22 protein-coding genes are annotated in these 24,647 nt (G+C 72.5%); 13 read left to right on the top strand and 9 right to left on the bottom strand.

What is annotated here, in order from left to right; genetic code table 11:
- The first annotated feature begins 232 nt into the window (after positions 1 to 232).
- Both ACZ6Y1_RS35875 and ACZ6Y1_RS35880 read left to right on the top strand, forming a co-directional pair.
- On the top strand, positions 233 to 970 hold the full coding sequence (locus ACZ6Y1_RS35875) for an enoyl-CoA hydratase family protein (RefSeq protein WP_469640051.1): 738 nt from the start codon (positions 233 to 235) through the stop codon (positions 968 to 970).
- Positions 958 to 1,566 carry a TetR/AcrR family transcriptional regulator gene (locus ACZ6Y1_RS35880; protein ID WP_469640053.1) on the top strand — a complete coding sequence of 203 codons (609 nt, stop codon included), beginning with the start codon at positions 958 to 960 and terminating at the stop codon, positions 1,564 to 1,566. The genes ACZ6Y1_RS35875 and ACZ6Y1_RS35880 overlap by 13 nt, the downstream gene beginning before the upstream one ends.
- 75 nt (positions 1,567 to 1,641) lie before the next feature.
- Here ACZ6Y1_RS35880 and ACZ6Y1_RS35885 read toward each other — a convergent pair whose 3' ends face one another.
- Positions 1,642 to 2,748: a citrate synthase 2 gene (locus tag ACZ6Y1_RS35885; RefSeq protein WP_376660498.1), complete on the bottom strand. Its 1,107-nt coding sequence runs from the start codon at positions 2,746 to 2,748 to the stop codon at positions 1,642 to 1,644.
- A 237-nt stretch (positions 2,749 to 2,985) separates the two neighbouring features.
- On the opposite strand from ACZ6Y1_RS35885, the gene pdxH reads away from it, so the two are divergent.
- On the top strand, positions 2,986 to 3,609 hold the full coding sequence (pdxH, locus tag ACZ6Y1_RS35890; RefSeq protein WP_469640093.1) for a pyridoxamine 5'-phosphate oxidase: 624 nt from the start codon (positions 2,986 to 2,988) through the stop codon (positions 3,607 to 3,609).
- A gap of 422 nt (positions 3,610 to 4,031) precedes the next feature.
- Here pdxH and iscB read toward each other — a convergent pair whose 3' ends face one another.
- On the bottom strand, positions 4,032 to 5,708 hold the full coding sequence (gene iscB, locus ACZ6Y1_RS35895; RefSeq protein ID WP_469640056.1) for an RNA-guided endonuclease IscB: 1,677 nt from the start codon (positions 5,706 to 5,708) through the stop codon (positions 4,032 to 4,034).
- 310 nt (positions 5,709 to 6,018) lie between these two features.
- On the opposite strand from iscB, the gene ACZ6Y1_RS35900 reads away from it, so the two are divergent.
- Complete coding sequence (locus ACZ6Y1_RS35900) at positions 6,019 to 7,323, top strand: PAS domain-containing protein (protein ID WP_469640058.1); 1,305 nt, start codon at positions 6,019 to 6,021, stop codon at positions 7,321 to 7,323.
- A gap of 20 nt (positions 7,324 to 7,343) precedes the next feature.
- Here the strand turns inward: ACZ6Y1_RS35900 and ACZ6Y1_RS35905 are convergent, their stop codons facing one another.
- Positions 7,344 to 7,859: an RICIN domain-containing protein gene (locus tag ACZ6Y1_RS35905; RefSeq protein ID WP_469640060.1), complete on the bottom strand. Its 516-nt coding sequence runs from the start codon at positions 7,857 to 7,859 to the stop codon at positions 7,344 to 7,346.
- Between the two features lie 121 nt (positions 7,860 to 7,980).
- Positions 7,981 to 8,736, bottom strand: a complete 756-nt coding sequence (locus ACZ6Y1_RS35910) for an SIS domain-containing protein (protein WP_469640062.1) — start codon at positions 8,734 to 8,736, stop codon at positions 7,981 to 7,983.
- Between the two features lie 221 nt (positions 8,737 to 8,957).
- Between ACZ6Y1_RS35910 and ACZ6Y1_RS35915 the strand changes: the two genes are divergently transcribed.
- Both ACZ6Y1_RS35915 and ACZ6Y1_RS35920 read left to right on the top strand, forming a co-directional pair.
- A complete protein-coding gene (locus tag ACZ6Y1_RS35915; protein ID WP_384582497.1) occupies positions 8,958 to 9,650 on the top strand; it encodes a metal-dependent transcriptional regulator in 693 nt (230 codons plus the stop codon).
- 329 nt (positions 9,651 to 9,979) lie between these two features.
- Complete coding sequence (locus ACZ6Y1_RS35920; protein ID WP_469640064.1) at positions 9,980 to 10,855, top strand: alpha/beta fold hydrolase; 876 nt, start codon at positions 9,980 to 9,982, stop codon at positions 10,853 to 10,855.
- Between the two features lie 83 nt (positions 10,856 to 10,938).
- On the opposite strand, the gene ACZ6Y1_RS35925 is transcribed toward ACZ6Y1_RS35920, so the two are convergent.
- The 3 genes from ACZ6Y1_RS35925 to ACZ6Y1_RS35935 all read right to left on the bottom strand — a co-directional run bounded on the left by ACZ6Y1_RS35925 (position 10,939) and on the right by ACZ6Y1_RS35935 (position 14,348).
- On the bottom strand, positions 10,939 to 12,591 hold the full coding sequence (locus ACZ6Y1_RS35925) for a transporter (RefSeq protein ID WP_469640066.1): 1,653 nt from the start codon (positions 12,589 to 12,591) through the stop codon (positions 10,939 to 10,941).
- Entirely contained in the window at positions 12,588 to 13,490 is a 903-nt protein-coding gene (locus ACZ6Y1_RS35930; RefSeq protein WP_469640068.1) for an ABC transporter ATP-binding protein, read from the bottom strand. Before ACZ6Y1_RS35930 ends, ACZ6Y1_RS35925 begins: the two co-directional genes overlap by 4 nt.
- Positions 13,491 to 13,664: 174 nt before the next feature.
- Positions 13,665 to 14,348: a bifunctional DNA primase/polymerase gene (locus ACZ6Y1_RS35935; RefSeq protein ID WP_469640071.1), complete on the bottom strand. Its 684-nt coding sequence runs from the start codon at positions 14,346 to 14,348 to the stop codon at positions 13,665 to 13,667.
- 214 nt (positions 14,349 to 14,562) lie between these two features.
- Here ACZ6Y1_RS35935 and ACZ6Y1_RS35940 point away from each other — a divergent pair, with 214 nt between their 5' ends.
- The 3 genes from ACZ6Y1_RS35940 (at position 14,563) to ACZ6Y1_RS35950 (ending at position 18,519) form a co-directional block, all read left to right on the top strand.
- Positions 14,563 to 15,948 (top strand): transcriptional regulator, encoded by a 1,386-nt coding sequence (locus tag ACZ6Y1_RS35940; RefSeq protein ID WP_469640073.1) that lies wholly within the window; start codon positions 14,563 to 14,565, stop codon positions 15,946 to 15,948.
- Between the two features lie 507 nt (positions 15,949 to 16,455).
- Positions 16,456 to 16,992 carry an NUDIX hydrolase family protein gene (locus ACZ6Y1_RS35945; protein ID WP_469640075.1) on the top strand — a complete coding sequence of 179 codons (537 nt, stop codon included), beginning with the start codon at positions 16,456 to 16,458 and terminating at the stop codon, positions 16,990 to 16,992.
- A 111-nt stretch (positions 16,993 to 17,103) separates the two neighbouring features.
- Positions 17,104 to 18,519, top strand: coding sequence for a hypothetical protein (locus ACZ6Y1_RS35950; RefSeq protein WP_469640078.1), 1,416 nt, complete (start codon positions 17,104 to 17,106; stop codon positions 18,517 to 18,519).
- A gap of 12 nt (positions 18,520 to 18,531) precedes the next feature.
- On the opposite strand, the gene ACZ6Y1_RS35955 is transcribed toward ACZ6Y1_RS35950, so the two are convergent.
- Entirely contained in the window at positions 18,532 to 19,839 is a 1,308-nt protein-coding gene (locus tag ACZ6Y1_RS35955) for an ABC transporter substrate-binding protein (protein ID WP_469640080.1), read from the bottom strand.
- Positions 19,840 to 20,035: 196 nt separating this feature from the next.
- Here ACZ6Y1_RS35955 and ACZ6Y1_RS35960 point away from each other — a divergent pair, with 196 nt between their 5' ends.
- Positions 20,036 to 20,482: an SCO4402 family protein gene (locus ACZ6Y1_RS35960; RefSeq protein WP_469640095.1), complete on the top strand. Its 447-nt coding sequence runs from the start codon at positions 20,036 to 20,038 to the stop codon at positions 20,480 to 20,482.
- 53 nt (positions 20,483 to 20,535) lie between these two features.
- Positions 20,536 to 21,420: a formyltetrahydrofolate deformylase gene (purU, locus tag ACZ6Y1_RS35965; RefSeq protein WP_469640082.1), complete on the top strand. Its 885-nt coding sequence runs from the start codon at positions 20,536 to 20,538 to the stop codon at positions 21,418 to 21,420.
- Positions 21,421 to 21,599: 179 nt separating this feature from the next.
- Here the strand turns inward: purU and ACZ6Y1_RS35970 are convergent, their stop codons facing one another.
- Positions 21,600 to 22,118: an EF-hand domain-containing protein gene (locus ACZ6Y1_RS35970; RefSeq protein ID WP_469640084.1), complete on the bottom strand. Its 519-nt coding sequence runs from the start codon at positions 22,116 to 22,118 to the stop codon at positions 21,600 to 21,602.
- A 362-nt stretch (positions 22,119 to 22,480) separates the two neighbouring features.
- Between ACZ6Y1_RS35970 and ACZ6Y1_RS35975 the strand changes: the two genes are divergently transcribed.
- Positions 22,481 to 23,062: a sigma-70 family RNA polymerase sigma factor gene (locus ACZ6Y1_RS35975; protein WP_469640086.1), complete on the top strand. Its 582-nt coding sequence runs from the start codon at positions 22,481 to 22,483 to the stop codon at positions 23,060 to 23,062.
- Positions 23,059 to 24,333 (top strand): maleylpyruvate isomerase N-terminal domain-containing protein, encoded by a 1,275-nt coding sequence (locus ACZ6Y1_RS35980; RefSeq protein ID WP_469640088.1) that lies wholly within the window; start codon positions 23,059 to 23,061, stop codon positions 24,331 to 24,333. The genes ACZ6Y1_RS35975 and ACZ6Y1_RS35980 overlap by 4 nt, the downstream gene beginning before the upstream one ends.
- Positions 24,334 to 24,647: the final 314 nt, after the last annotated feature.

Raw genomic sequence — 24,647 nt, forward strand, 5'->3', positions numbered from 1 at the left:
CCGCACCCCGCGCCTCAAACGCCGGCGGGGCTGGGTGCGCCCCGGCGGGGCTTGGGGAATCGGAGCCCCGCCCCGGGCGCCGGGCCTCAAACGCCGGCGGGGCTGGGTGTGCCCCGGCCCGGCCGAGCTCCCCGCAGGGGGCCGGTAGGGGCCGACCCCGCCCCGACCCCGCCGAGCTCCCCGCAGGGGGTCCGGTAGCGTCCCCATCGCTCGATATCACTCCGGAGGAGACATGACACCCGTTCACGCCGCGCGAGCGACCGGCGTCGCCACGCTCACCCTCGACTCCCCGGCCAACCGCAACGCGCTCTCCGCCGACCTCGTCGCCGCCCTCCGTGCCGCGCTCGCCGACGCCGGGGCGGACCCGGCGGTCCGGGCCGTCGTGCTGACGCACACCGGGACCACCTTCTGCGCCGGCGCCGACCTCAAGTCGCCCTGCGACCCCGCGGACTTCCTCGCCCTGCTCCGCGAGATCGCCGAACTCCCCAAGCCCGTCGTCGCCCGCGTCACCGGCCACGTCCGCGCCGGCGGGCTCGGGCTGCTCGGGGTCTGCGACATCGCCGCCGCCGGACCGCAGTCCTCGTACGCCTTCACCGAGACCCACCTCGGCCTCGCCCCCGCGGTGATCTCCATCCCGCTGCTGCCGCGCCTCGACCCTCGCGCCGCCGCCCGCTACTTCCTCACCGCCGAGGCCTTCGACGCCGCCGAGGCGGCCAGGATCGGGCTGCTGACCCTTCACTCCGAGGGGGATGTCGACGACGCGCTCGCACCCGTCCTCGACGGGCTGCGCAAGGCCTCCCCGCAGGGACTGGCCGCCACCAAGTCGCTGACCGCCGCCGCCGTGCGCGAGGCCGTCGCCCGGGACGGCGCCCGCCTGACCGAGCTGTCCGCAGGGCTCTTCGCCTCCGAGGAGGCCCGCGAAGGCATCACCGCCCGCTTCGAACGCCGGAACCCGTCATGGGCCCTGTGAGCGAGATCCAGATCCGGCAGGGACCCAAGCAGGCGCGCAGCCGCGTCACCCGCCGCCACCTCCTGGAGGCGGCCGTCTCCTGCCTCGCCGAACACGGCTGGGCCGGCTCCACCGTCGCCGTCGTCGCCGAGCGCGCCGGCGTCTCGCGGGGCGCCGCCCAGCACCACTTCCCGACCCGCGAGGACCTGTTCACCGCCGCCGTCGAGTACGTCGCCGAGGAACGCTCCACCGCCCTGCGCGACCTCTTCCAGACCGGCCCCGTCGCCCGTCCCGCGGCCGTGGAAGCCATCGTGGACCTGTACACCGGCACCCTCTTCCGGGCCGCCCTCCAGCTCTGGGTCGCCGCCTCCAACGAGGAGCAACTGCGCCCCCGCGTCACCGAACTGGAGGCCCGGGTGGGCCGCGAGACCCACCGCATCGCGGTCGGGCTGCTCGGCGCCGACGAGTCCGTCCCCGGCGTACGGGAAACCGTGCAGGGCCTCCTCGACATGGCGCGCGGCCTCGGCCTGGCCAACGTCCTCACCGACGACACGGCCCGCCGGGGCCGGGTGGTGGCCCAGTGGTCCCGCATCATCGAGGCCGCTCTGACGCCCTGAGAAGCAGCGGGGCGCCGCACCCCGCTGCGGGGGTACGGCGCCCTGACGGCGGCGGCGGGGCGGGCGGCCAGGCCGTCAGGCCGTCTCGGCCATGTCCGCGTAGCCCGAGATCTCCCGCGGGTCGCGCCGGCTCGGGCCCGTGTAGCGGGCCGACGGGCGGACCAGGCGGCCGGTGCGCTTCTGCTCCAGGATGTGCGCCGACCAGCCGGCGGTACGGGCGCACGTGAACATCGAGGTGAACATGTGCGCCGGGACCTCCGCGAAGTCCAGCATGATCGCGGCCCAGAACTCGACGTTCGTGGCGAGCACCCGGTCGGGGCGGCGCGCGTGCAGCTCCTCCAGCGCGGCCTTCTCCAGCGCGGCGGCGATCTCGTAGCGCGGGGCGTCCAGCTCCTTGGCCGTACGGCGCAGCACGCGGGCGCGCGGGTCCTCGGCGCGGTAGACGCGGTGCCCGAAGCCCATCAGGCGCTCGCCCTTGTCCAGGGCCTTCTTCACGTACGCCACGGCGTCGCCGGTGCGCTCGATCTCCTCGATCATGCCGAGGACGCGGGACGGCGCACCGCCGTGCAGCGGCCCGGACATGGCGCCGACGGCACCCGACAGCGCGGCCGCGACGTCGGCACCGGTCGAGGCGATCACCCGGGCGGTGAACGTGGAGGCGTTCATGCCGTGCTCGGCGGCGGAGGTCCAGTACGCGTCGACGGCCTTGACGTGCTTCGGGTCGGGCTCGCCCCGCCAGCGGATCATGAACCGCTCGACCACGGACTCGGCCTTGTCGATCTCCTTCTGCGGCACCATCGGCAGGCCCTGGCCGCGCGCGGACTGGGCGACGTACGACAGCGCCATGACGGCGGCGCGCGCGAGGTCGTCGCGGGCGGTCTGCTCGTCGATGTCCAGCAGCGGTTTCAGACCCCACACGGGGGCGAGCATGGCGAGCGCGGACTGCACGTCGACCCGGATGTCACCGGAGTGGACCGGGATGGGGAAGGGCTCGGCGGCGGGCAGCCCGGGGTTGAACGCGCCGTCGACCAGCAGGCCCCAGACGTTCCCGAAGGAGACGTGGCCGACGAGGTCCTCGATGTCGACACCGCGGTAACGGAGCGCACCACCCTCCTTGTCGGGTTCGGCGATCTCCGTTTCGAACGCGATGACTCCCTCGAGACCGGGTACGAAGTCGGACATCAGGCGGCTCCTCAGATAGTGCGAACACGCGCGGCTCCCGGCGTGATTCGCGGTCCGGCGCGGTCATCCCCGTTGATGCCCGGCACGGCCGATGGTCATCCGTGTGGGACCGTCGGACCGGCCCCAAGATTTTGTCGGCTCCGGATGCGGTGCGGAAGCGTGACATACGGCACACCGGTGACGGTCCCACTGCGGCAGGATGGCCGCGTGACCGACCAGGACCTTGATCCCGCCACCATGCGCAAGCAGTACCGCTCGGAGATCGTCGAGGAGGAGAGCCTCGCCGGGGACCCGATGCGGCAGTTCGCCCGGTGGTTCCAGCAGGCCGCCGACGCGCACGTCTTCGAAGCGAACGCGATGATCGTCTCGACGGCGACGGCCGACGGCCGCCCCAGTTCCCGCACGGTGCTGCTGAAGCAGTTCGACGACCGGGGCTTCGTCTTCTTCACCAATTACGACTCCCGCAAGGGCCGGGAGATCGCCGAGAACCCGCGCGTGGCGCTGCTCTTCCCCTGGCACCCCATCGCCCGCCAGGTCGCCGTCACCGGCACGGCGTCCCGCATCGGCCGCGACGAGACGGCGGCGTACTTCCGCTCTCGCCCGCACGGCTCGCAGCTGGGCGCCTGGGCGAGCGAGCAGTCCAGCGTGATCGGCTCCCGCGCGGAACTGGACCGCCGCTACGCGGAGCTCGCCGCCCGCTACCCGGAGGGCGAGCAGGTCCCGGTCCCGCCCCAGTGGGGCGGCATCCGGGTGGTCCCGGACGAGGTGGAGTTCTGGCAGGGCCACGAGAACCGCCTGCACGACCGGCTGCGGTACGTCCTGGACGCGGAGAAGTGGCGCGTGGAGCGGCTCTGTCCGTAGCCGTACGGCGCTGACCGGACACGGGGGCGGGCCTGGCGGCCTCGCGGCCGACCGCGGCGGTGTGCCCACCCCGGGCCGGGGCCGCGGCCGTGGCGCCGCGCCGGGCGGGGGCCGTGGCCTTGGGGGCGTTACGGGCCGGGGCCGGGGCCGTGGGGCCCGGCGGTGCTGCCGGCCCCGCGGGTGCTCCGGCAGGCCGCGCGGCCGGGCGCGGCGCGGGTCCCGTCACCCCGAGCGGAGCGGAAAAGCAGGCGACCCGCGGGCTCGGGTCTCTCCCCTGCAGTGGGAGAAGCCGGCCGGACGTACCGGCGAGCCCGCGGGTCGGGTGACTGCTGTGGATTGGCGCTCGGCGATCCCGCCGGGCACCGCACTGGGTGCGTGCGACGACGGGCGCTCAGCCCGCAGCCACCTCACGCGTCCGGAGTTCATACATTTCCGGGATCACCTCCTTTCAGTGTGCGACCACTGTAGGCAGGCTCGTGCCGTTCGCTCAATCGAATTTCGTCGGCGAATCCGTAGGTGTAGCCATCGGCTTTCTGGAGCAGTCGCAAATTCCGGTGTGAGACATCAAAACGGCTGGTCAGCGTGGTGATGCGATGCTGGCCACTGGTTCGGACCGCGATGCGTCCTACCCAGCTCCCGGCCCACTTCCCCCTGGGAACGACCGCCGCCACCAAGTCCCCGGTTGAGTACCCGTGGTGGACCTTGCCGCGCGGCCGTTGCAGGCGGGGGAAGCCGAAGCGGTCCGGGGTGGTCCTGGCGTAGGAACCGCGGCCCGTTGATGTCACCACGAGGATCTGGGCGGGGACGCGGACGACGGCATCGCCGCGTTCGTGACGGATCAACCCGGTGGCCAGGGCGTCGAGGGTGTGGCTCTTCGGTAACCCCATCGCGAACCGGTTCCAGCGGGTGCGTCCGCCCGACCACGCGTGGACGGGAACACCCTGGGCTGCGAGATCCTCCACGAGCTGGAGTCTGGTGGCGTTCATGGCAGCGACGTCATGGAGCGGTCTCCTCAGCTGGGTGCTCACGCGTTCCAGCCGGGCGGGCCGGTCGGAGAGGAACTCTTCGATGTGTGCCGTCCCCTTCGCCTGATTGCAGGGAACACAGGCGAGAACGAGGTTCGATACCCGGTCCGTCCCTCCACGGCTTCGTGGGCGGACGTGTTCGATGTTGAGAGGCACCCCTGTGGCATCGCAGTAGGCGCAGGATCGGTTCCATTTGGCCAACAGGAACTCGCGGATCTCGAATCCGGCATGTGTCGGCTCCGTGCCCTCATGTGCGGCGGACGGCACGACTCCCGCGAATGCGGTCGTGTCGAATGCGGCCTGTTCCACGTGGATCTCAACCACTGGTGCGTATCGACAAAGTCGTACGACGAGGGACAGGGTGGAGTCGATGCGATGGCGTAAGGACGGGGGAAGCCAGCCGTCCGGGCGGGGCCGGTTGTCGTGCCGGGGTGCCCGGTACCGAAGGTTCGCCGAGCGCCTTCGGCCGCGGTACCCAGCACGTCGCATCATGCCGCTGTGGATCTGTTGCCCCCGGTGCCGGAGCTCGATCGTGATCAGCCCGCGGCGGGCCGCGACGGTTCGCCGCTGCGGGTCGAATTGCTGGTGTTCATCCGTGATGGCGATGCCTGTCGCCTTGGAGCCGGGGTCGAGGCGTAGCTGTACGCCCACGACGGCCGAGTCGGCGCGGGTCCGGTGTTTGAGCCGGATGGTGAAAGGAGCGCGCCGAGCGACGACGGCACGCCCACTCGCGAGTAACTCGCGGGCACGGGCAGGGTGGCACGGCATGAGCGGTTCGCCCCCCTTCGCCAGCACGAACACCCGGCTGTCTGCCGGGCGGGGAGCGTCACCGCTCGTAGTCGCTGCCGTCCCCGCCGCCGAAGCAGCCGATCGGGCGTGTCGCCGACGCATCTCGGTGCCGACTTCGCCGGTCTCCCCTCGCCCATGTTCCAGACCGGTGCCCGGCGCGGTGGCCGGGAGTCCGTGAGCCGTTTCGTCCCTGCTCCCAAGGGTGTCTGCGCTCGCGGATTCCAGAGCAGGCTGCTGAGGAAGCACAGCCTGGTGGGTCTGCTCACCTGCAGAGAACGTAGTCATCGAGGCACCTCACTTGATCCGGGGATCGTGATGACTGGGGCTGGTCACTCGGTGTGAGGGAGCGAGTGACCTCCCTTCTCGTGGTTCCCAGGATGCTAGGCACTGCGGATCGTGCAGTGCGGACGGACCGGCGAGAGTCACTCGAACGTGTGGTCGTCCCTGGTTGCGGGCCACACCGTGTTCCTCGGCCCGTCCCGCAGAAATCCCACCGGGTTTCGCGTACCCAATCCGCGGAAAGCAGTGTGTGCTGCGTCACGTTCGCGTTCAATGATCTGACGTGCCGCACACGCGAACCTGCAGGGGGTGCCAGGTGAGTGCTTCCGGACGTAACGAGACCGCCGACGATCTGCTCGCAGCGCTGCTGGACGGGATGGACGCCGCCTTGTGCGCGTTCGACTCCGACGGCGTGATCACCCACTGGAACCGCGAGGCCGAGCGGATCCTGGGCTGGTCGGCGGCCGAGGCCGTGGGCCGCAAGGGGTTCGAGGGTTGGGCGGTACGGCCCGCCGACGCCCAGGACGTACAGGACAGACTCATGGCCGCCCAGGACGCTCCCGGGCGGCAGGTCCACGAGTTCGCGCTGCTGACCAAGGACGGCGGGCGGGTCCTCGTACGGACCCAGTCCGCCGGGGTGCCGGGCGCGGACGGCAAACCCGCCGGGGTGTACTGCGCGTTCAGCGAGGTGCACGCGCAGATCGACCTGGAGCGGTCCATCGCGCTCAGCGAGGCCCTGATGGAGGACGCCTCCTGGGGCGTCGTCCTGGTCGACGTCGACCTGCGGCCCGCCGTGGTCAACGCCCACGCCGCGCGCGCCTTCGGCACCGGCCGCACCGTACTGCTCGGCAGGCCGCTGGGGGAGCTGCTGACGCAGGGCGTGGAGGAGCTGGAGGGCGCCCTCCAGCACGTCCTCGCCGAGGGGGCGCCGCCCGCGCCCGTCGAGCTGTGGGTCTCGGTGCGCACGCCCGAGGGGGTGCGGCGGCGGTGCTGGAGGTGCGGGTTCCTGCGGCTGGCCTCGCCACTCGCCGAGCAGCCGGTGCCGCTGGGGGTCGGCTGGGTGTTCCAGGACGTCACCGAGGAGCGGCAGGCGCAGCTGGACACCGCGCAGCTGCGCTTCCGCGCCCACCAGCTGCACCGGGCGGGGCGGGCCGCCGCCGAGTGCGAGGACCCGGCGGAGGCGGCGGCCGTACGCCTGGACTTCGCCCTGGCGGGCTTCGCCGAGCACGCGCTGCTGGACGTACTGGACCCCTCGGCCGGCCTGGAGCGGCGCAGGCTCGTACGGTCGGCGGCCTCGCCGCCCGAGCTGCCGGGACCCGGATCGATTCCCGTACGGTACGCGGCCGGTCACCCGGCGTTGCAGGCGCTGGACCGGATCGGTTCGGTGCGCGCGGGCTCCCCCCGCGGCGAGGCGGACCCGGAGTGGGCGCGGGCCCGCCAGTGGCCGGAGGGCGCGGCGCACGGTCTGTGCACGGTGCTGCGCAGCCGGGGGCGGACCCTGGGGGTGCTGACCTTCCTGCGCGGGCCCTCACGGCCGGCGTTCGAGCGCGCGGACGCCTCGTACGCGGAGGAGGTGGCGGCCCGGGTGGCCGCCGACCTCGACCTGGCCGACCGGTCATGATCCGGGGGCCGTGGGTGCGGTCAGAACTCCCAGAGCTGGTCGGCGAAGCGCCGGTCACAGGCGGTCTGGAACGCCCCGTTGCCGTTGGTGAGGCCCTGGACGACCAGGCACTTCCCGCTGTTGACGTTCTTGAGCTGGTAGCCGTCCTCCCGCGTGCCCTGCACCTCCCAGAGCTGGTCCGCGTACGGGTAGCAGGTGTACTGGAACGCTCCCGAGTCGCCGAAGCCCTGGGCCGTGAGGCACTTCCCGCTGTAGGCGTTCTTGATCATCGCCCCCCGGCCGCCGTCGTGCGACCAGTCGAGCCACCACTTCTGGTCCCCGTACGTCGTGTTGCATTGGTACTGGAAGGCGGCCGCGCCGTCCCCGAAGCCCTGGGTCACCAGGCACTTCTTGCTGTTGAGGTTCCAGATGAAGTGCACGTACTCGTCGGCCGCCGCAGGCGAGGCGGGGCCGGCGACGACGGCGGTGCCCGCGAGGGCGATGGCTGCCCCGATGGTGCTTATCCTGCGTGCCGACTTGCGCATGAAAGCGATCACGTGAAATCCCCCAGATGTCGGATAAGTCCGACGGTGTCGCGGGCGCGGGTCGCGCCCGTCCGCCGATGGATCCTAAAGATCAACAACCGGAGGTGCAAAGCGACTTGCCGATCACGGGTCCTCAGTGTCGGAAGAAGATCCGGTCCCCGTATTCCTGCATGACGCGGCCGTTCCACTCGTGGCCGCCGTCCACGTTGCCCGAGCGCAGCAGCGGCGGCTCGATGCCGCGGGCGACGAGTTCGCCGGCCGCCGCGGCCATGACCGCCTGCATGATCGCGCTGGTGACGACCGTGGAGGCGGGGGCGAAGGGGGCCTCGATGCCGTCGAGGGTCAGCTCGGCGTCGCCGACCGCGATCTTGCTGTCCAGGACCACGTCGCAGTGGTCCTTCAGGAAGGTGCCGGAGACGTGCCGCGACTTGGTCCCGGTCGCGTAGGCCACCGAGGTCACGCCGATGACCTTGAGGCCGAGGGCGCGGGCGTTCATGGCCATCTCGACCGGCAGGGCGTTGCGGCCGGAGAGGGAGATGATCACGAGGACGTCGCCCTCGGAGGCGGGGCTGCTGTCCAGGACGGCCCCGGCCAGGCCGTCGACCCGCTCCAGGGCGCTGCCGAGGGTGGCGGGCATGACGTCGACGCCCGCCGTGCCCGGGACGGCGAGGAAGTTCATCAGGGCCAGGCCGCCGGCCCGGTAGACCACGTCCTGGGCGGGCAGGGAGGAGTGCCCGGCGCCGAACGCGAAGAGCCGGTTCCCGGAGGCGACGGCGTCGGCGACGAGGGCGCCGGCCTCGGCGATGCGCGATCCCTCCTCGTCGCGCACCCGCTCCAGCAGGCCGATGGCGGCGTCGAAGAACTGACCGGCCAGCTTGCTCTCGCTCATACGCCGATGGCCCTTCCGAAGGGTGGGGGTTGGGGGTGCGTGCGTGTTCGCCGCTCACCGTGCGGTCTGGACCAAGGGCGTGTCAATACGAACGTCAATCCCGGAGCTCGATGTGTCGGGGACATGTCCGGGACGGGGCTTGACGCTCGACACGGGACGGTTGTCGGCCCGATGCGTCAGAATTGGGGACAGGGCCAGCGCACGCAATCCGAGGGGCACGAATGTCCGGACTGATCGACACCACGGAGATGTATCTCCGCACCATCCTTGAGCTGGAAGAGGAAGGTGTGGTCCCCATGCGCGCCCGGATCGCCGAGCGGCTCGACCAGAGCGGCCCGACGGTCAGCCAGACGGTGGCGCGGATGGAGCGCGACGGCCTGGTGGCCGTGGCCAGCGACCGGCACCTGGAGCTGACCGACGAGGGCCGGCGGCTGGCGACGCGCGTGATGCGCAAGCACCGGCTCGCCGAGTGCCTGCTCGTCGACGTCATCGGCCTGGAGTGGGAGCAGGTGCACGCCGAGGCCTGCCGCTGGGAGCACGTGATGAGCGAGGCGGTGGAGCGGCGGGTGCTGGAGCTGCTGCGTCACCCGACCGAGTCGCCGTACGGGAACCCGATCCCGGGGCTGGAGGAGCTGGGGGAGAAGGCCGAGGCCGACCCGTTCCTGGAGGACGGCATGGTGAGCCTGTCGGAGCTCGACCCGGGCACCGAGGGCAAGACCGTGGTCGTGCGCCGGATCGGGGAGCCGATCCAGACGGACGCCCAGCTGATGTACACGCTGCGGCGGGCGGGCGTGCAGCCCGGCTCGGTGGTCAGCGTGACGGAGTCCCCGGGCGGGGTGCTCGTCGGCAGCGGCGGCGAGGCCGCGGAGCTGGAGGCGGACGTCGCCTCGCACGTGTTCGTGGCCAAGCGCTGACGCGAGGCGGTGCGCTGACGCCGAAGCGCTGACGCCGGCGGCTCCGGCATGGTGTGCTGTGCTGAGCGTGCTCTGGTGTGTGGACGGTCCCGGCGCCTTGCGGCGCCGGGACCGATCCTCCCCTGGTGACCTGGAGCCCCGAGCTCTCAAGGTCTTCCCCTTCGGACCGTCTTCCCCGATCGGCCCGCCTCCCTGTTGAAAGGATCTCCATCGGCAGCGGCGGCCAATCCTTGAGCAAGGTCACTCGAAAGAGCGGTGTTGTCGGCGGGAAGTCCGTTTTCGAATGCGGGTTCGATAGTCTGGCCGGGAGCGAAGGGGGTGCATCTTCGGTGGTACAGCGCATCGATGTGACAGGGGCAGATGGTGTGCGCCTGGCCGCCTGGGAGTTCCGCGAACCGGGCCCGGAGGCGGACCCCCGACCGGGCGTGCTGTTACTGCACGGCCTGATGGGCCGCGCCTTCCACTGGGCCTCCACCGCCCGCTGGCTCGCCGAGCGCCGCCGCGTGGTGGCTCTGGACCAGCGGGGACACGGCCAGAGCGAGCGCCCGCGCAGCGGCCCCGCGCCGCACACGTCCCTGGGGCGGGAGGCCTTCGTGGCCGACGCCGAGGCCGCCGTCGAGCAGCTCGGCCTCGCACCCGTCACCCTGATCGGCCACTCCATGGGCGCCCTCACCGCCTGGCAGCTCGCCGCCCGCCGCCCGGACCTGGTCGAAGCCCTGGTCATCTGCGACATGCGCGCCTCGGCCCTCGGCGAAGCCTCCCAGCGGGAATGGGAGGAGTGGTTCACCCGCTGGCCCCTCCCCTTCCCCACGCAGGACGCGGCCCGCCGCTGGTTCGGCGAGGACGACCCCCGGGTGGAACGCCCCGACCCCGGCCGCGGAGCCTTCTTCGCCGAGGTGATGTACCAGGCCGCGGACGGCTGGCGCCCCCTGTTCTCCCGCCGCCAGATGCTGACGGCCCGTGAAACCTGGGTCCACGACGCGCACTGGGAGGAGCTCGCCCAGGTCCGCTGCCCGACCCTGGTCGTCCGCGGCCTCGACGGCGAGCTCGGCCGCGCGGAGGCCCAGGAAATGGTCCGCGTCCTCCCCGCCGGCCAGTACGCCGAAATCCCCGACGCGGGCCACTACCTCCACTACGACCAGCCGGCCGCCTGGCGTGCGGCCCTGGAGCCCTTCCTGGAGGGAATCAAGGCAGACGCCTCATGACGGACGCCCCCTGACGGCGCACGGAAGGGCCGGTCCCGAGCACCCCGAGAGGTGGTGTGGGGACCGGCCCTTCGTGTCCTTCCTCAGCCCTTGCTGACGGCCTGAAGGATCTCCGGCAGCTTCCGCGCCACCATCGGGGCCGCGATCCGCAGGCCCGCCCAGGCGGCCAGGGCGCCCCAGGCGACGCCCGCGGGGAGCAGGAGCCAGCCGAGGGACTGCTGGTCCGTCACCACGGCCCAGACCGTCAGGGCGATCACCGGGGAGCTGATCAGCGCCGAGGCGATCAGTCCGCCGAAGATGCCGCTCCAGGCGAGTCCCGCCTGGCCCGGGGCGACGTTCTTGAAGGCGCCGTCCGAGGGGATCGAGTACGGGAACCGCGCCGAGGCCAGGGCGCCCGTGCAGAGCATCGAGCCCAGCAGGCCGAGGGCCAGGCCCAGCGCGGCCGGGAAGCCGCCCCAGTTGCCGACCAGCCCGGCCGTGAGCGCCGTGACCAGCACCGTGTACGGGACGGTGACCAGCGCCAGCGCACCGGCGCGGGCGCGCAGTTCCACGTACGCGTCGCGCGGGGTGGCGATGGTCTGGGCGACCATCCAGAAGGCGGAGGTGTCCTGCCCGAACTGGTTGTACATCTGCACGCCCAGCATCCCCGCGCCGAAGCAGGCGAGGTAGACGGAGCCGGTGCCCTGCAGGGCGTTGAAGACCGGGACGATCACGCCGATCGCCAGTGCCGTCACCCACGCCGACTTCGTCTTCGGGTCGCGCACGACGTAACGCAGGGTGCGCTGCATGGCCGCGCCCGTGCGTCCGCCCGGCAGGAGCGACCAGAACCCGCCGCCCGTGCCGCGGTCCTTGTCGGGCTTGGCCGCGGCGATGGTCGAGCCGTCCGGGGTGACCATCAGCTTGGTCAGGCTGCGCTCCCAGAACCACAGCAGCCCGGCCAGTGCCGCCAGGGTCAGGGCCAGCTGGGCGGCGGCGACGCCGTAGGAGCCCTCGCTCGCGGAGTCGACCATGCCGACGGCCGTCGCCGGGGGCAGCCACCGCACGACCGCCTCCGCCGGCTCCAGCTGGGCGAGCCCGCCCGACTGGAACAGGCGCTGGCTGGCGAAGTTGACCAGCTGCCCGCCCAGCGCGATCAGCAGACCGCTCAGCAGCGCCAGGTCGCGGCCCTTGCGGCTGGTCAGCAGTCGCACGTTGGCCGTGGCCACCGCGCGCGCCAGGGCCACGCAGCCGAGGATCAGGAGGGGGACGGCGAGGACGGCGGCGGCGATGCCCGCGCCGCCCCGTGCGACCGCCACGACCGAGCCGACGGCCAGGCACAGCGTGAACAGCGGCCCGATGCCGATCAGTGAGGAGGCCAGGAGGGCCCGTACGAGCGGCCGCGGGTGCAGCGGCAGCATGACCAGCCGGCTCGGGTCCAGGGTCTCGTCGCCGGTCGGGAAGAACAGCGGCATGAAGGCCCAGCCGAGCGCCAGGATCGCGGCCAGCAGGACGACGACCGTGCCCGCGTGGGCGTTGCCGCGCAGCAGGGCCAGGCCGAGCGTGACGAAGAAGCCGATGACCAGGGTGAAGACCAGGGAGCTGATCCAGGCGGCCTTGCGCTTCGAGTTGCCCTTCAGCCCGTTGCGCAGCAGCGACAGCTTGATCCGGACGAAGACCGGAGTCAGCGCTACCGAGGCCATTGGGGAGGCAGAAGTGCCGGGAGCGGCGGATGTGACGGGCGTGACGGCGGCGGTCATCGCGCGGCCGTCCCCGAGCCGGAAGCGGAGCCGGTGCCCGCGGTGGAGCCGGTGCCCGCGGTCGAGCCGGAGCCCGCCCCGCCGCCCAGCCAGTCCAGCGAATCCCCGGCCGCGTCACGCCCGTGCGCGCCGACCAGTTCGAGGAACGCGGCCTGCAGCGAGGGCGCGGAGCCCCGTACGTCGGCCAGCGGGCCCGCGGCGCGGATCCGGCCGGCGGCCATCACGGCCACCCAGTCGCACAGCGACTCGACGAGCTCCATCACGTGGGAGGAGAAGACGACCGTGGCGCCGGACGAGGTGTAACGTTCCAGCACCCCTCGGATGGTCTGTGCGGACACCGGATCCACACCCTCGAACGGCTCGTCCAGGAACAGCACTTCGGGGTTGTGCAGCAGCGCGGCCGCCAGGCCGATCTTCTTCCGCATGCCCGTCGAGTAGTCCACGACCAGCTTGTGCTGCGAGCCCGCGAGGTCGAGGACCTCCAGCAGCTGCGTCGCCCGCTTGTCGGTCTCCTCGCCCGGCAGCCCCCGCAAACGGCCCATGTACCCGAGCAGTTCACGCCCCGACAGCCGCTCGAAGAGACGCAGCCCCTCCGGCAGGACGCCGATCCGCGACTTCACCTCGACCGGGTCCGCCCACACGTCGTGGCCGGCCACGAAGACCCGCCCCATGTCCGGGCGCAGCAGGCCCGTCACCATCGACAGCGTCGTCGTCTTGCCGGCGCCGTTGGGGCCGACGAGACCGATGAACTTGCCCGCCGGCAGCTCCAGGTCGATGCCGGACACGGCCACCTGGTCCCCGAACCGCTTCCACAGACCTTCCACCCGCACGGCGGACGGCGCGGATCGCGCACCGTCCGTCCCGTACGTCCTGCCCGTCGCATCTGCCTGGTCCGGCATTGCGCCCGCCTCTCTCCGCGTCCCCGTTTGGCCGTACTCGTCGTACGGGTCGTACTCGTCGTTCGTTCCTCACCATAGGAGGAGGGGGAGGGGGCCGAGCAGTTACTTATGTCATGAGTTCCCAGGGCGAAAACGCAGGTGCGGGCGCCGCCGGGCGGCCACAGCGGCCGGCCGTCAGCCCTGGCGGCGCCTGCGCTCCGCCGCCTCGCTGCCGCAGGCGTACGCCAGCACGTCGATCAGCTCCTCGGTGTCCGGCAGCCACCGGTTCGCCGGAGTGGGCCGCCGCGCCCACTGCACCGAGCCCCGGCCGCCGACGCGGGTCGGCGGCGCGGCCACGTACTCGCCCTCGCCGCGCGTGACCAGGTCCAGCCCGGAAGGCGACCAGCCCGACTTGCGCACCAGGTCGGCGACCTTCGCGCCGGCCCCCGGCAGGACGAAGAACAGCATCCGGTGGTGGGGCGTCAGAGTGACCGGCCCGATGGTGCGCTGCATCCGCTCCAGCCGTGCCAGCGCCAGGAACCCGGCCGAGTCCGGCACGTCCAGCGCGTCGAAGGTGCGGCCCGTCGGCATCAGGATCGAGGCCTCCGGCTGGCGCGCCCAGATCCGCCGGACCTGCACCGCGCTGCCGGTGGCGTGCGAGGCCCAGTCCTTCACCGCGGGGTGCGCTCCGGGCGCCACGCAGTCCACCGCCCCGCACGAGCACAACTCCCGGCCCTCCGAAGGCTCCAGCCAGGTGCCGGCGAAGACGTCCCAGTGCCGTTCTTCCGCGTACCGCACGGCATGGTCCAGCAGCAGTTCGCCCCGCTGCTTGGGGATGGGTGCGGTCTCCGTGACTCCGATGGTCTCTTCCACGCCCATCACAACTGCCCGGGTCACCCGGGGTTACGGGCGTAAACCGGCCGGTGGGCGGAGCATCGATCCTGCATACGGGGCGCACCGGTGCACACGTGGGGGCGCGTAGGAGCCCGGGGCGCCGGAGTTGGGTAGCGACACGACGCAGAGCGGATGATTCTCCGCACATCAGGCGGGAAGTGATCATTCCAACGATCACCCGCGGCCACTGGGGGTTTTCATGGCAGCCAGGCCTCTCGTAGCGCGCCAGCCGAATGAACGGCTTCAGGCGCTCATCCAGGAAGCCGGGTGCTCCAATGCCGGGCTCGCCCGGCGCGTCAACATGTGCGGGGCCGAACACGGCCTCGACCTCCGCTACGACAAGACCTCCGTGGCCCGCTGGCTGCGCGGACAGCAGCCGCGCGGCCGGGCGCCGGGGATCATCGCCGAGGCCCTCGGGCGCAAACTCGGCCGCACCGTCACCATCGACGAGATCGGCATGGCCAACGGCAAGAACCTCGCCTCTGGCGTCGGCCTGCAGTTCTCCCCGACCGTCATCGGCGCGATCGAGCAGGTCTGCGAGCTGTGGCGCAGCGACGTCGGCCGCCGCGACTTCCTGGCCGGGTCGTCCGTGGCCGCCTCGGCGCTGGTCGAGCCGAGCCGCGACTGGCTGATCACCGGCGCCGATTCGCAGGTGGCCCGCAGCGGCGGCTCGCGCGTCGGGATGTCCGACGTCGAAGCCGTACGGGCGACCACCGAGGCCCTCAAGGACCTCGACCACCGCTTCGGCAGCGGGCACGTGCGGCCGGTGGTGGTGCACTATCTGAACTCCGTGGTGTCCGGGCTGATCGGCGGCTCGTACCGGGAGCCGGTGGGCCGCGCGCTGTTCGCGGCGGTGGCCCGGCTGACGGAACTCGCCGGCTACATGGCGGTCGACACCGGGCAGGCCGGGCTCGCCCAGCGCTACTACATCCAGGCGCTGAGGCTCGCCCAGGCCGCCGGGGACCGGGCGTACGGGGGCTACGTGCTGGCCGCCTCGATGAGCCACCTCGCCGCGGAACTCGGCAACCCGCGGGAGATCGCGCAGCTCGCGCGCGCCGCGCAGGAGGGGACGCGCGGGCAGGTCACCCCGCGGGTGCAGGCCATGTTCTACGCCGCCGAGGCGCGCGGGCACGCGCTGATGGGGGACTCCCGGGCGACGGCCGTGCTGTCCTCGCGGGCGGTGACCGCGCTGGAGCGGGCCGAGCCGGAGTCCGGCGACGACCCGGTGTGGATCGGCCACTTCGACCAGGCGTACCTCGCGGACGAGCTGGCGCACTGCCACCGGGACCTGGGGCAGGGGGACGCGGCGGCCAGGCGGGCCGAGGAGGCGCTGCGGGGGCTGCCGGCGGGCAAGGCGCGGCGGCGTGCGATCGGGATGCTGCTGCTGGCGGCGGCGCGGGTGCAGCAGCGGGAGGTGGAACAGGCCTGCCAGAGCGCTGCGCAGGCGGCGGAACTGCTGGCGGGGCTCCGGTCGAGCCGGGGTGCGGAGTATCTGGAGGACTTCCGGATGCGGGTGGAGCCGTACCGGGACGAGGCGGCGGTGCGGGAGTTCACTGCGCGGCTGGATGCGGCGGTACGGGTCTAGCGGCGGGTCGCCTAGCGGCGGGTCGCCTGGTGGCGGGCCGGTCGCCTGGCCGGTCGCCTGGCGGCGGGCCGGGTGGGCGGGGCCGGCCGGGCCGGGCTGGTCGGTGAAGTCGGGGCCGCGGGCCGCGGGCCTCCGGCGGGGTCGGTGCCGGTCGGGTGCCGGGTGCGGCGCCGTTGCGGGGGCTCTGCCCCCGGGCCCCCGCGCCTCAAACGCCGGCGGGGCTGGTGGTGTGGCCGGTGGGGCTGGAGGTGTGGCCGGTGGGGCTAGAGATGTGCCGGGCGGGGCTGGTGGTGTGGCCGGTGGGGCTGGAGGTGTTGCCGGTGGGGCTGGAGGTGTGCCGGGCGGGGCTGGGAGTGTGCCGGGCAGGGCTGGAGGTGGGGCGGAGGGGCTGGGGGTGTGGACGGGGGAGTGTGTCTGGTGGGGCTGGAAGTGCGCTTGGTGGAGGTGGGATGGATTGGGTCGGTGGAGTTGGGGGTGTGAAGGGGCTCGGGAAATTATGATCAAGCAATGTCTGACATGACCGAAACCGCGTCCGGCTGGCTGTCCGCGGACGAGCTGGAGACAGCCAGGGCACGGATGCCGATCCTGTACGTCGAGGCCGTTCCCGTGCGCGTGGACGCCAGCGGCGAAGTCACCGATATCGGGCTGCTGCTGCGCATCGGGCCGGACGGGACGGTCAGCCGGACCCTGGTGTCCGGCCGGGTCCTGCACCACGAGCGGGTGCGCGACGCGCTGCTGCGCAACCTGGAGAAGGACCTCGGACCGGTGGCCCTGCCGCGCGTCCCGGCCTCGCTCCAGCCCTTCACGGTCGCCGAGTACTTCCCCACGGCGGGCATCACCCAGTACCACGACCCGCGCCAGCACGCGGTGTCCCTGGCCTACATCGTGCCGGTGACCGGGGACTGCCGCCCCCGGCAGGACGCGCTCGACCTCGTCTGGGTCAGCCCGCAGGAGGCCGGCTCCGCGGCCCTGCAGGGCGAGATGCCGGGCGGGCACGGGGTGCTGCTCAAGCAGGCGCTCGCGCACGTGGGGCACGTGTACTGAGGCCCGGCCGCCGGGGAGGAGTTGCCCGGACGGACTGCCGGGGGTGCCGGGTGACCGGGTAGCGTGGGCGGCCGGTTGATCGGTTCCGGGCGAGTCGGAGAAGGAGTCCCCGTGACGCAGAACGGACAGGGGGGTGCCCCCCAGCCGGGAGCCCCGTGGGGTCCGGACCCGGCGTCCGGGTATCCGGCGTACCCGCCGCAGGAGCCGGGCGGGCCCGCGTACGGCTACCCGCAGGCGTACCCCGAACCGCAGGCCGGGACGCCCGGGCACGTGGTGGGTCCCGGGTACGAGGGGCCGGGCGAGCCGCACGGCTACGGCTATCCGCCGCTGCCGCAGGCCGTCACCCAGTACATACCGCCCGTCCCCGCGGCGCCCGCTGCCCCCGCGGCGCCGCCGGGACCCGCTGCCCCCGCGCATCACGAGGCGGCCACGCAGTACATGGCTCCCGTCCCGGGCGCCCCGACGGCACCGGCACCGCCCGTGCCCGCGCACCACGAGGCGGCGACGCAGTACATGCCGCCCGTCTCCGGCGGCCCGGCGGCACCGCCGACGTCCGCGCACCATGAGGCCGCCACGCAGTACATCGCCCCCGTCCCCGGCGGCCCGGCGGCACCGGCACCGCCCGTGCCCGCGCACGACGAGGCGGCGACGCAGTACATCCCGCCCGTCCCGGCGGGTCCCGCCGACGGGTTCGACGGGCTGTTCCGCGGTGAGGAGGCCGGGCACACCCAGCAGCTGCCGCCCGTCCAGGAGCCGGTGCTGCGCCGGCCGCCGCAGCGGCCCCAGCCGCCGCGCGGGCAGGGCCCCGTACCGCCGCACGCACAGCAGCAGTTCCCGTACCAGCCCCAGCCCCAGCCCCAGCAGCAGTACGCCCCGGCGCCTCCGCCGGAGGAGGCGGCGCGCAGGATCTCGCCCGCGATCATCGCGGCCGTGGTCATCGGCCTGGTCGTGGTCGGTCTCGGTGTCGGCTCGCTGCTCGGGGACGGCAAGCCGCAGAACAACGACCCCGGCGCGGTCGCTCCGGCGCCCACCGCCTCCGGCGGCACGGCGGCGGCCGGCGATGCCGCCGTCGATCCGGGCCGACCGCAGGCCGTGCAGCTCGACAAGCTCCTCGCGGACAGCAACGACAGCCGCGCCGCGGTGATCAAGGCCGTGGACGACATCAAGGGCTGCAAGAACCTGGACCAGGCCGCCTCCGACCTGCGGGACGCGGCCCGCCAGCGGGAGGAGCTGATCACCCGGCTCCAGGAGCTGAAGGTGGACAAGCTCCCGGACAACGCCCGCCTCACCGCCGCCCTCACCAAGGCCTGGCAGTCCTCCGCCGACGCCGACAACAGCTACGCCGCCTGGGCGGACGACGTCGACGACGACAAGTGCAAGGACGGCAAGGCCAAGAACTCGTCCCACGCCTCCGACGGCAACAAGTCGAGCGGCGAGGCGACGAAGGCCAAGGAGCAGGCCGCGACCCTGTGGAACAACATCGCGGCCAAGTACGGACTCACCAAGCGGGACAAGACCCAGCTGTGAGCCGGTCGGCGGCTACGCGGCCCGGGGGGCCTGTTCCAGGGTCGGGGTCATGTCCAGGGACTGCTCCCCCGGCTGCGCCACGAGACGGCCGGACTGGACGACCTGGAAGGTGACCCGGCCGTTGACGATGCGGGGGAAGCCGGCGACGGCGCGCATGTCCTGGTAGCGCCAGCTCAGGTCGGGGGTGAGTCCGCCGGTCTTGACGGCCTGTGCCTGGTTCAGCGCGCGGGCCACCTTGCGGGCGTTGATGGACTCGTTCTCCTTGAAGCCCCTGATGACCTGGTCCAGGACCGTGTAGGCGATCCAGGTCGTCTGCGTACCGCTGTCGTCGGCGTCGACGGTGTCGTCGCCGAAGGCGAAGTCGGCGATGACCTTCTTCATCGGCTGCCAGAGCGGATCGGCGGCCACCGGGTACCAGCTGGTGACGTACGCGCCCTCGAAGGGGCTGTCCTTGCCGCCGGTGCGGTCGACCAGGGACTGGCTGACACTGCCCAGGACCGAGGCGATCTGCGGCTTCCTGCGCTGGGGTTCGGTACGCCGGAAGGCGTCGAAGAACGTTTCGGTGCGCTCGCCGAGGACCGCCGTCACACAGCCGTTGTTCTTGTCCTTGTCCCTGACCCCGTCCTTGGCCCCGCCGCCCCCGCCGGTGCTGGTGAGGGCCTCGCGCGCCTGCGTCGTGAAGTCGGCGGAGTCCTCGGCGGCGCGGATGTCGGAGGCGTCGGGCATCTGGTTGGCGCGCAGACCGGCGTTGAGCAGCACCGGCAGGGTGTCGCCCACGAGGGTGTCGGGCCGGACGAGGGCGACCTTCTCGCAGGCGCGGCCGAGCTGGTGGCCGGCCCCGGCGATGAGGACGGGCTGGCCGCCGTTGACGGGGTAGGAAAGGGTGGACTGGAACTCCTCGGAGGAGACTCCGTACCCGCCGATGAAGGGGATGCCCTCCACCTCCAGCGGGGCCATGAAGGCGCGTCCGTGCTGGCTGTAGGAGCCGACGACGGCGATGGCCTTCTCCGCGATGGCCTTGCGGGCGCAGTCGGCGGCGCCGTTCGCGGTGTTCTTCTCGTTGCAGGTCAGGACGCGGAGCTTGCGGCCGTTGATGCCGCCCTTGGAATTCACCCATCGTTCGTACGCCTTGGCCATGCCGGTCATTCCGGGCATGTTCGTCGCATTGGTGCCTTCTGGTGCGAAGGTCATGACGGTGAGGGTGTCCCCGGAGCCCCCCGAGCCCCCGGGGAGAGCGCCGCATCCGGCAACGAGCCACGCCCCCATTGCCGTGGCCACGAACGTGCGGGAGAGGGATACAGCGCGTCGCGAGATGGTCATGTCCATGCACCATTCCGCCCCGGCGGTAACTCACGAGTGAGATGGACGCAACATCGGGTGACGCCGAGGTGAATTACAGGGGCGTGATCCCCCACGGGCGCTTCAAGATCGTGCCCAACGGGAACGTACGATCGAAAGCGTGACATTCGCCCAAGGTCCGAAGAACTCTTCCCGCCGGGGCAGCCGCTCCTCCACCATGGGCGGCATGCCCCTCAACGACATGCCGTGGTGGCGCTGGCGCAGCAACGTGCGCTCGGCGCTGCACATGCTCTCCGATCCGGCCTTCCACGAGGACACGTGGCTGGTCGGCGCCGAGGGGTACGGGGACGTCACCGACGCCGTGTACCGCCTCGTCGAGGACACCTGGCTCGACAGCTGGTCCGCCGAGAAGTACGTCGGCACGATCTTCCGGGACTCCCAGGAGGCGGCCCTGGTCGACCTCGCCGTGCTGCGCGTGCTCCGGATCATGCACCAGGTCGGCCCCGACGCCCCGGTCTCCGCCTACCTGGAGCACCACGCCTGGCCCGAGGCGGTGCGCGCGGCGCGCGAGGCCCACGTACGACTGGCCACGGCGGACGGCGACGAGCCGGACATGCGGCCGACGTCGCTCGAAGTCCTGAGGATCCTCACGCGCGCGGTGTGACCGAACGGTGTGACTGCGCAGTGTGACAGCGCGGTGTGAAAGGCTGTGCGGTCATGAGCGACCCGCACAACGAGGCCCCGGCCCAGCCCCTGCCCCAGTACGTTCTGACCGTGTCCTGCCCCGACAAGCAGGGCATCGTGCACGCCGTGTCGAGCTACCTCTTCATGACCGGCTGCAACATCGTGGACAGCCAGCAGTTCGGAGACCGGGAGACCGGGCTCTTCTTCATGCGGGTGCACTTCGAGGCCGAGCCCGAGGTGACGGTCGAGAAGCTGCGCGCCAGCTTCGCAGCGATCGGCGACTCGTTCCGGATGGACTGGCAGATCCACCGCGCCGACGAGCGCATGCGGATCATCCTGATGGTGTCCAAGTTCGGCCACTGCCTCAACGACCTGCTGTTCCGTGCGCGGATCGGGGCGCTGCCGGTCGAGATCGCGGCGGTCGTCTCCAACCACACCGACTTCGCCGAGCTGGTGGGCTCGTACGACATCCCGTTCGTGCACATCCCGGTCACGAAGGACACGAAGGCGGCGGCGGAGGCGGAGCTGCTGGAGCTGGTGCGGGCCGAGAACGTGCAGCTGGTGGTGCTGGCGCGGTACATGCAGGTGCTGTCGGACAACCTCTGCAAGGAGCTGAGCGGGCGGATCATCAACATCCACCACTCGTTCCTGCCGAGCTTCAAGGGCGCGAAGCCGTACCACCAGGCGCACGCGCGGGGCGTGAAGCTGATCGGCGCGACCGCCCACTACGTGACGGCGGACCTCGACGAGGGGCCGATCATCGAGCAGGAGGTCGAGCGGGTCGGCCACGAGGTGACGCCGGACCAGCTGGTGGCGGTGGGGCGCGACGTGGAATGCCAGGCGCTGGCGCGTGCGGTGAAGTGGCACAGCGAGCACCGGGTCCTCCTGAACGGCTCCCGCACGGTCGTCTTCGCGTAGCGCCCCCTGCGGCGCCGTCGCCGGGGGCGCCGCCCCCCGGACCCCCGCTCCTCAAACGCCGGGGCTGGATCTTCCAGCCCCTCCGGCGCTTGAGGAGCGGGTCCGGGCGGAGCCCAGGATGCCGCGCAGCGGCGTCTTCGGTCCCGCCGCCCCGCCGCCCTTGCCCCGCCGGCGAGGCGTCACGCGTCGGGGGCCTCCACGCCGCAGTACCCCGCGAACGCCGCCAGCACGTCGTCCTCCGCGAGGCGCCCGTCGCCGTCGGGGTCCAGGGCCGTGGCCACCTGCAGGGCCAGGTCGGGCGCGGTGCCCAGCACGCGCAGGACCCGGGCCGCCGCAGCCGGCGTGGCACCGGCGCCGTCCTCGTCCGCCACCGCGATCACGGCCCGCAGGAACGGCCGCGCGATCTCCGCGAACCGCTGCGGATTGTCCCGCAGCCGCTTCGCCGCACCGGTGATGAACTCCTCCCGGGAGACCCGCTGGTCCCCGTCCACGTCGGCGATCCCGGCCATTCCCTGCCAGAACGCCTCGGCGCCCGCGAAGACGGCCTGGCCCTTGTCCGACCGGGCGGTGGTGCCGAATTCGGCCAGGACGGCCTTCGCGGCAGCGCTGAAGTCCTCCCGGTCGATATAGCCGGACCCATCCTGGTCGAAGGTGGCGAATCGGGCGGCGATCTTGCGCTCGTATTCTGCGCTGTCCATATTCGGCGTTCCGCCTTCACATGTGCGGTGGGGTACAGATCAAGACAGGACAGGAGCGTAAGGCCTATGTGGCCTGCGCGTTAAGCGAAGCGGTCAAGGAGGTGGCCGCATCGAACCCGCGCACGGGGAGCGCGGCGGGGCGCGTACATCTGTGCCATGTGCCGCCGCCCGCAACACCGTTCGCACCACCGCCCCCACGGGTTCACAACCGCTTCGCGCCGCGTGCTCGCGCGCTCACAACCGGCCACGGCCCTATCACGGAGGGAATCCTTCCGAGGTGAGGTTCTCCCAAAACGGGCGCGGGACGCTCCGTGCCCATTACATTCGATGGGTCGACACACGGCCCACGGCTGGGGGCACTTATGGCGAAGGACGTACCACCGCGCTGGGACCGCCGCATGCAGCAGCGGCTCGCGCGCGGCGAGGCGGCCGCGCTCGGTGAGCTCTACGACCGGTTCGCCTCACTCGTGCACAGCCTCGCCCACCGGGTGCTGGGCGACGAGAAGGCGGCGGACCGGATCACGCGCGAGGTGTTCGGCTACATCTGGGAGAACCCGGACGCGTACGACCCCAAGCAGGGCTCCATGCGTTCCTGGGTCGCCCGGATCACCCAGGGCCAGGCCGTGGCCCGGCTGCGCCAGGCCGAGCTGGGGCGCGGATCGCGCGAGGAGCTGGAGCAGAAGGTGCGCAGTGCCAACGCCGCCGCCCGCGCGGACTACATCGTGACCTCCATGCCCGCACCGCTGCGCGCCGCCCTCGAACTCGCCTACTTCAAGCGGCGCGACTACCGGCAGGCCGCCGCAGACCTCCAGATCAGCGAGGACGAGGCGCGCCGTCGGCTGCGGCTCGGCCTCCAGCTCCTGTCGACCGCCAACACGCTCCCGCAGGAGGACACGGCCCGGCCGCCCGGATACGGCCCCAGCGAATACGGAACATCCCGATGAACGGCCCCGCCGAATCGCCCGACGACGGATACGACGGCCACGGCAGTGGCGACGGCCGCTCCGGGGACTCCGGATTCCGGGAGCCCGGCGGGGGTTCGCGCATACCGGGTCCGCGCGGAGCCGCCGACGACCTCGACCCGCGGCACGCCCCCGACCCGCTGCCGCAGCCGCCGCCCTCGCACGCCGTACTGAAGTCCCTGCTCGGAGCGTGGGCGCTGGCAGCCTGCTCCTCCGAGGAGATCCAGGCCGTCGAGGACCACCTCACCGAGTGCGCGGCCTGCGCGGACGAGGCGCTGCGCCTGCGCGACGCCGTCGGGCTGCTGCACCCGGAGGAGAGCCTCGACCTCAAACCGCTGCTGCGCTCGCGGGTGCTGGAGGACTGCCTGGGCAAGCGGCCGGCCCGCATCCCGGTGCCGGTGTGGGCGAGCCCTTACGACACCGAGACCGCGCGGCTCGACGCCCTGCTCAAGGACTTCGGGGACTCGGAGTGGCACACCCCGGTGCGCCTGAAGTGGTTCGAGGAGGAGCGCCGGCGCACGCGCCGGACCACGGTGGCCGGGGTCATCGGACACCTGCTGACGGACGACGGCCTGGTCGCGGGCGCCCTCGGCCTGGACGACCCGCTCGGCCCCGACGCGCCGAAGGGCGACCCGGCCGCCCGCACCGAGCACTTCTGGAGCGCCTCGTCGTACCCGTCGACGCGGCATGTCCGCGAGCCGTGGCGCGACCAGGGGCACACCCTGGTCCGCACGGTGTCCTTCGCCGGGACGGGCGTGGCGGAACTGTCCGTGGACTACGGGCCCTTCGCCCTCCCGCTCGGGGACGCGTTCCTGGAGCGCGCCTTCGAGTGCTGGGTGCACGCGTGGGACATCGCGGAGGCGGTGGACTACCCGTACGAGCCGCCGTCCGGCCCCCACATGCACCGCATGATCGACCTGGCGGCCCGCCTGCTCCCGTCCGCCCTGGCCCAGCGCCGCCGCGCGGGCCTGGCCGCTCCGGCCCGCAGCCTGGTCGCGGCGGGCGCGCCGGGCCGCACGCTCCACCTGGAGATCGAGGGCGCGGGCGGAGGCGGCTGGGACATCGCGCTCGACTCCCCGGCCGCGAAACCGTCGCCGGAGCGCACGGTGGCGGAGATCGCCCTGGACGGCATGGAGTTCTGCCAGCTGGCCGCCGGCCACATCTCCCCGGAGGAGGCGGCGGTAGGCCAGCACGGCGACCGCGAGGCCATCAGGGACGTCCTCTTCGCGGCGGCTTCGCTGAGCCGGTTGTAGGGGTACGCGGGCACGGGCGGGTGGGCGGGCGGGGGCCGGTACGCCGTCAACCGTGCTCGGGGCCCCACCCCCCTCGACCCCCACCCCGACTCGGCGGCTGCCCACCCGCCCCCTCGTGTGCGGGTGGGGTGTGGCGGGCGCCGTCGGGGGATGGAGGCTTCGGAGGTTCGGGCCGGGCGGTAGGCGGCAGTGCGCATCCCGGGCAGGGAGAGGCGGGTCGGGGTGGGGGCGCGGGTTTGGCGGTGCCCCGGCCGGTCGGGAGCGAGGAAGGGTTGGGGGTTTCCCGTCAGTCCCATAGTCCTTCCGCGTCGGGC

This window comes from Streptomyces sp. NPDC053432, assembly GCF_055585365.1.

Bases quoted from the DNA above. Each gene is read 5' to 3' on its own strand.
- ACZ6Y1_RS35875 (WP_469640051.1), top strand. From the start codon at position 233: ATGACACCCGTTCACGCCGCGCGAGCGACCGGCGTCGCCACGCTCACC.
- ACZ6Y1_RS35880 (WP_469640053.1), top strand. From the start codon at position 958: ATGGGCCCTGTGAGCGAGATCCAGATCCGGCAGGGACCCAAGCAGGCG.
- ACZ6Y1_RS35885 (WP_376660498.1), bottom strand. From the start codon at position 2,748: ATGTCCGACTTCGTACCCGGTCTCGAGGGAGTCATCGCGTTCGAAACG.
- pdxH (WP_469640093.1), top strand. From the start codon at position 2,986: ATGCGCAAGCAGTACCGCTCGGAGATCGTCGAGGAGGAGAGCCTCGCC.
- iscB (WP_469640056.1), bottom strand. From the start codon at position 5,708: ATGACTACGTTCTCTGCAGGTGAGCAGACCCACCAGGCTGTGCTTCCT.
- ACZ6Y1_RS35910 (WP_469640062.1), bottom strand. From the start codon at position 8,736: ATGAGCGAGAGCAAGCTGGCCGGTCAGTTCTTCGACGCCGCCATCGGC.
- ACZ6Y1_RS35915 (WP_384582497.1), top strand. From the start codon at position 8,958: ATGTCCGGACTGATCGACACCACGGAGATGTATCTCCGCACCATCCTT.
- ACZ6Y1_RS35925 (WP_469640066.1), bottom strand. From the start codon at position 12,591: ATGACCGCCGCCGTCACGCCCGTCACATCCGCCGCTCCCGGCACTTCT.
- ACZ6Y1_RS35930 (WP_469640068.1), bottom strand. From the start codon at position 13,490: ATGCCGGACCAGGCAGATGCGACGGGCAGGACGTACGGGACGGACGGT.
- ACZ6Y1_RS35935 (WP_469640071.1), bottom strand. From the start codon at position 14,348: ATGGGCGTGGAAGAGACCATCGGAGTCACGGAGACCGCACCCATCCCC.
- ACZ6Y1_RS35940 (WP_469640073.1), top strand. From the start codon at position 14,563: ATGGCAGCCAGGCCTCTCGTAGCGCGCCAGCCGAATGAACGGCTTCAG.
- ACZ6Y1_RS35945 (WP_469640075.1), top strand. From the start codon at position 16,456: ATGTCTGACATGACCGAAACCGCGTCCGGCTGGCTGTCCGCGGACGAG.
- ACZ6Y1_RS35955 (WP_469640080.1), bottom strand. From the start codon at position 19,839: ATGACCATCTCGCGACGCGCTGTATCCCTCTCCCGCACGTTCGTGGCC.
- ACZ6Y1_RS35960 (WP_469640095.1), top strand. From the start codon at position 20,036: ATGGGCGGCATGCCCCTCAACGACATGCCGTGGTGGCGCTGGCGCAGC.
- purU (WP_469640082.1), top strand. From the start codon at position 20,536: ATGAGCGACCCGCACAACGAGGCCCCGGCCCAGCCCCTGCCCCAGTAC.
- ACZ6Y1_RS35970 (WP_469640084.1), bottom strand. From the start codon at position 22,118: ATGGACAGCGCAGAATACGAGCGCAAGATCGCCGCCCGATTCGCCACC.
- ACZ6Y1_RS35975 (WP_469640086.1), top strand. From the start codon at position 22,481: ATGGCGAAGGACGTACCACCGCGCTGGGACCGCCGCATGCAGCAGCGG.
- ACZ6Y1_RS35980 (WP_469640088.1), top strand. From the start codon at position 23,059: ATGAACGGCCCCGCCGAATCGCCCGACGACGGATACGACGGCCACGGC.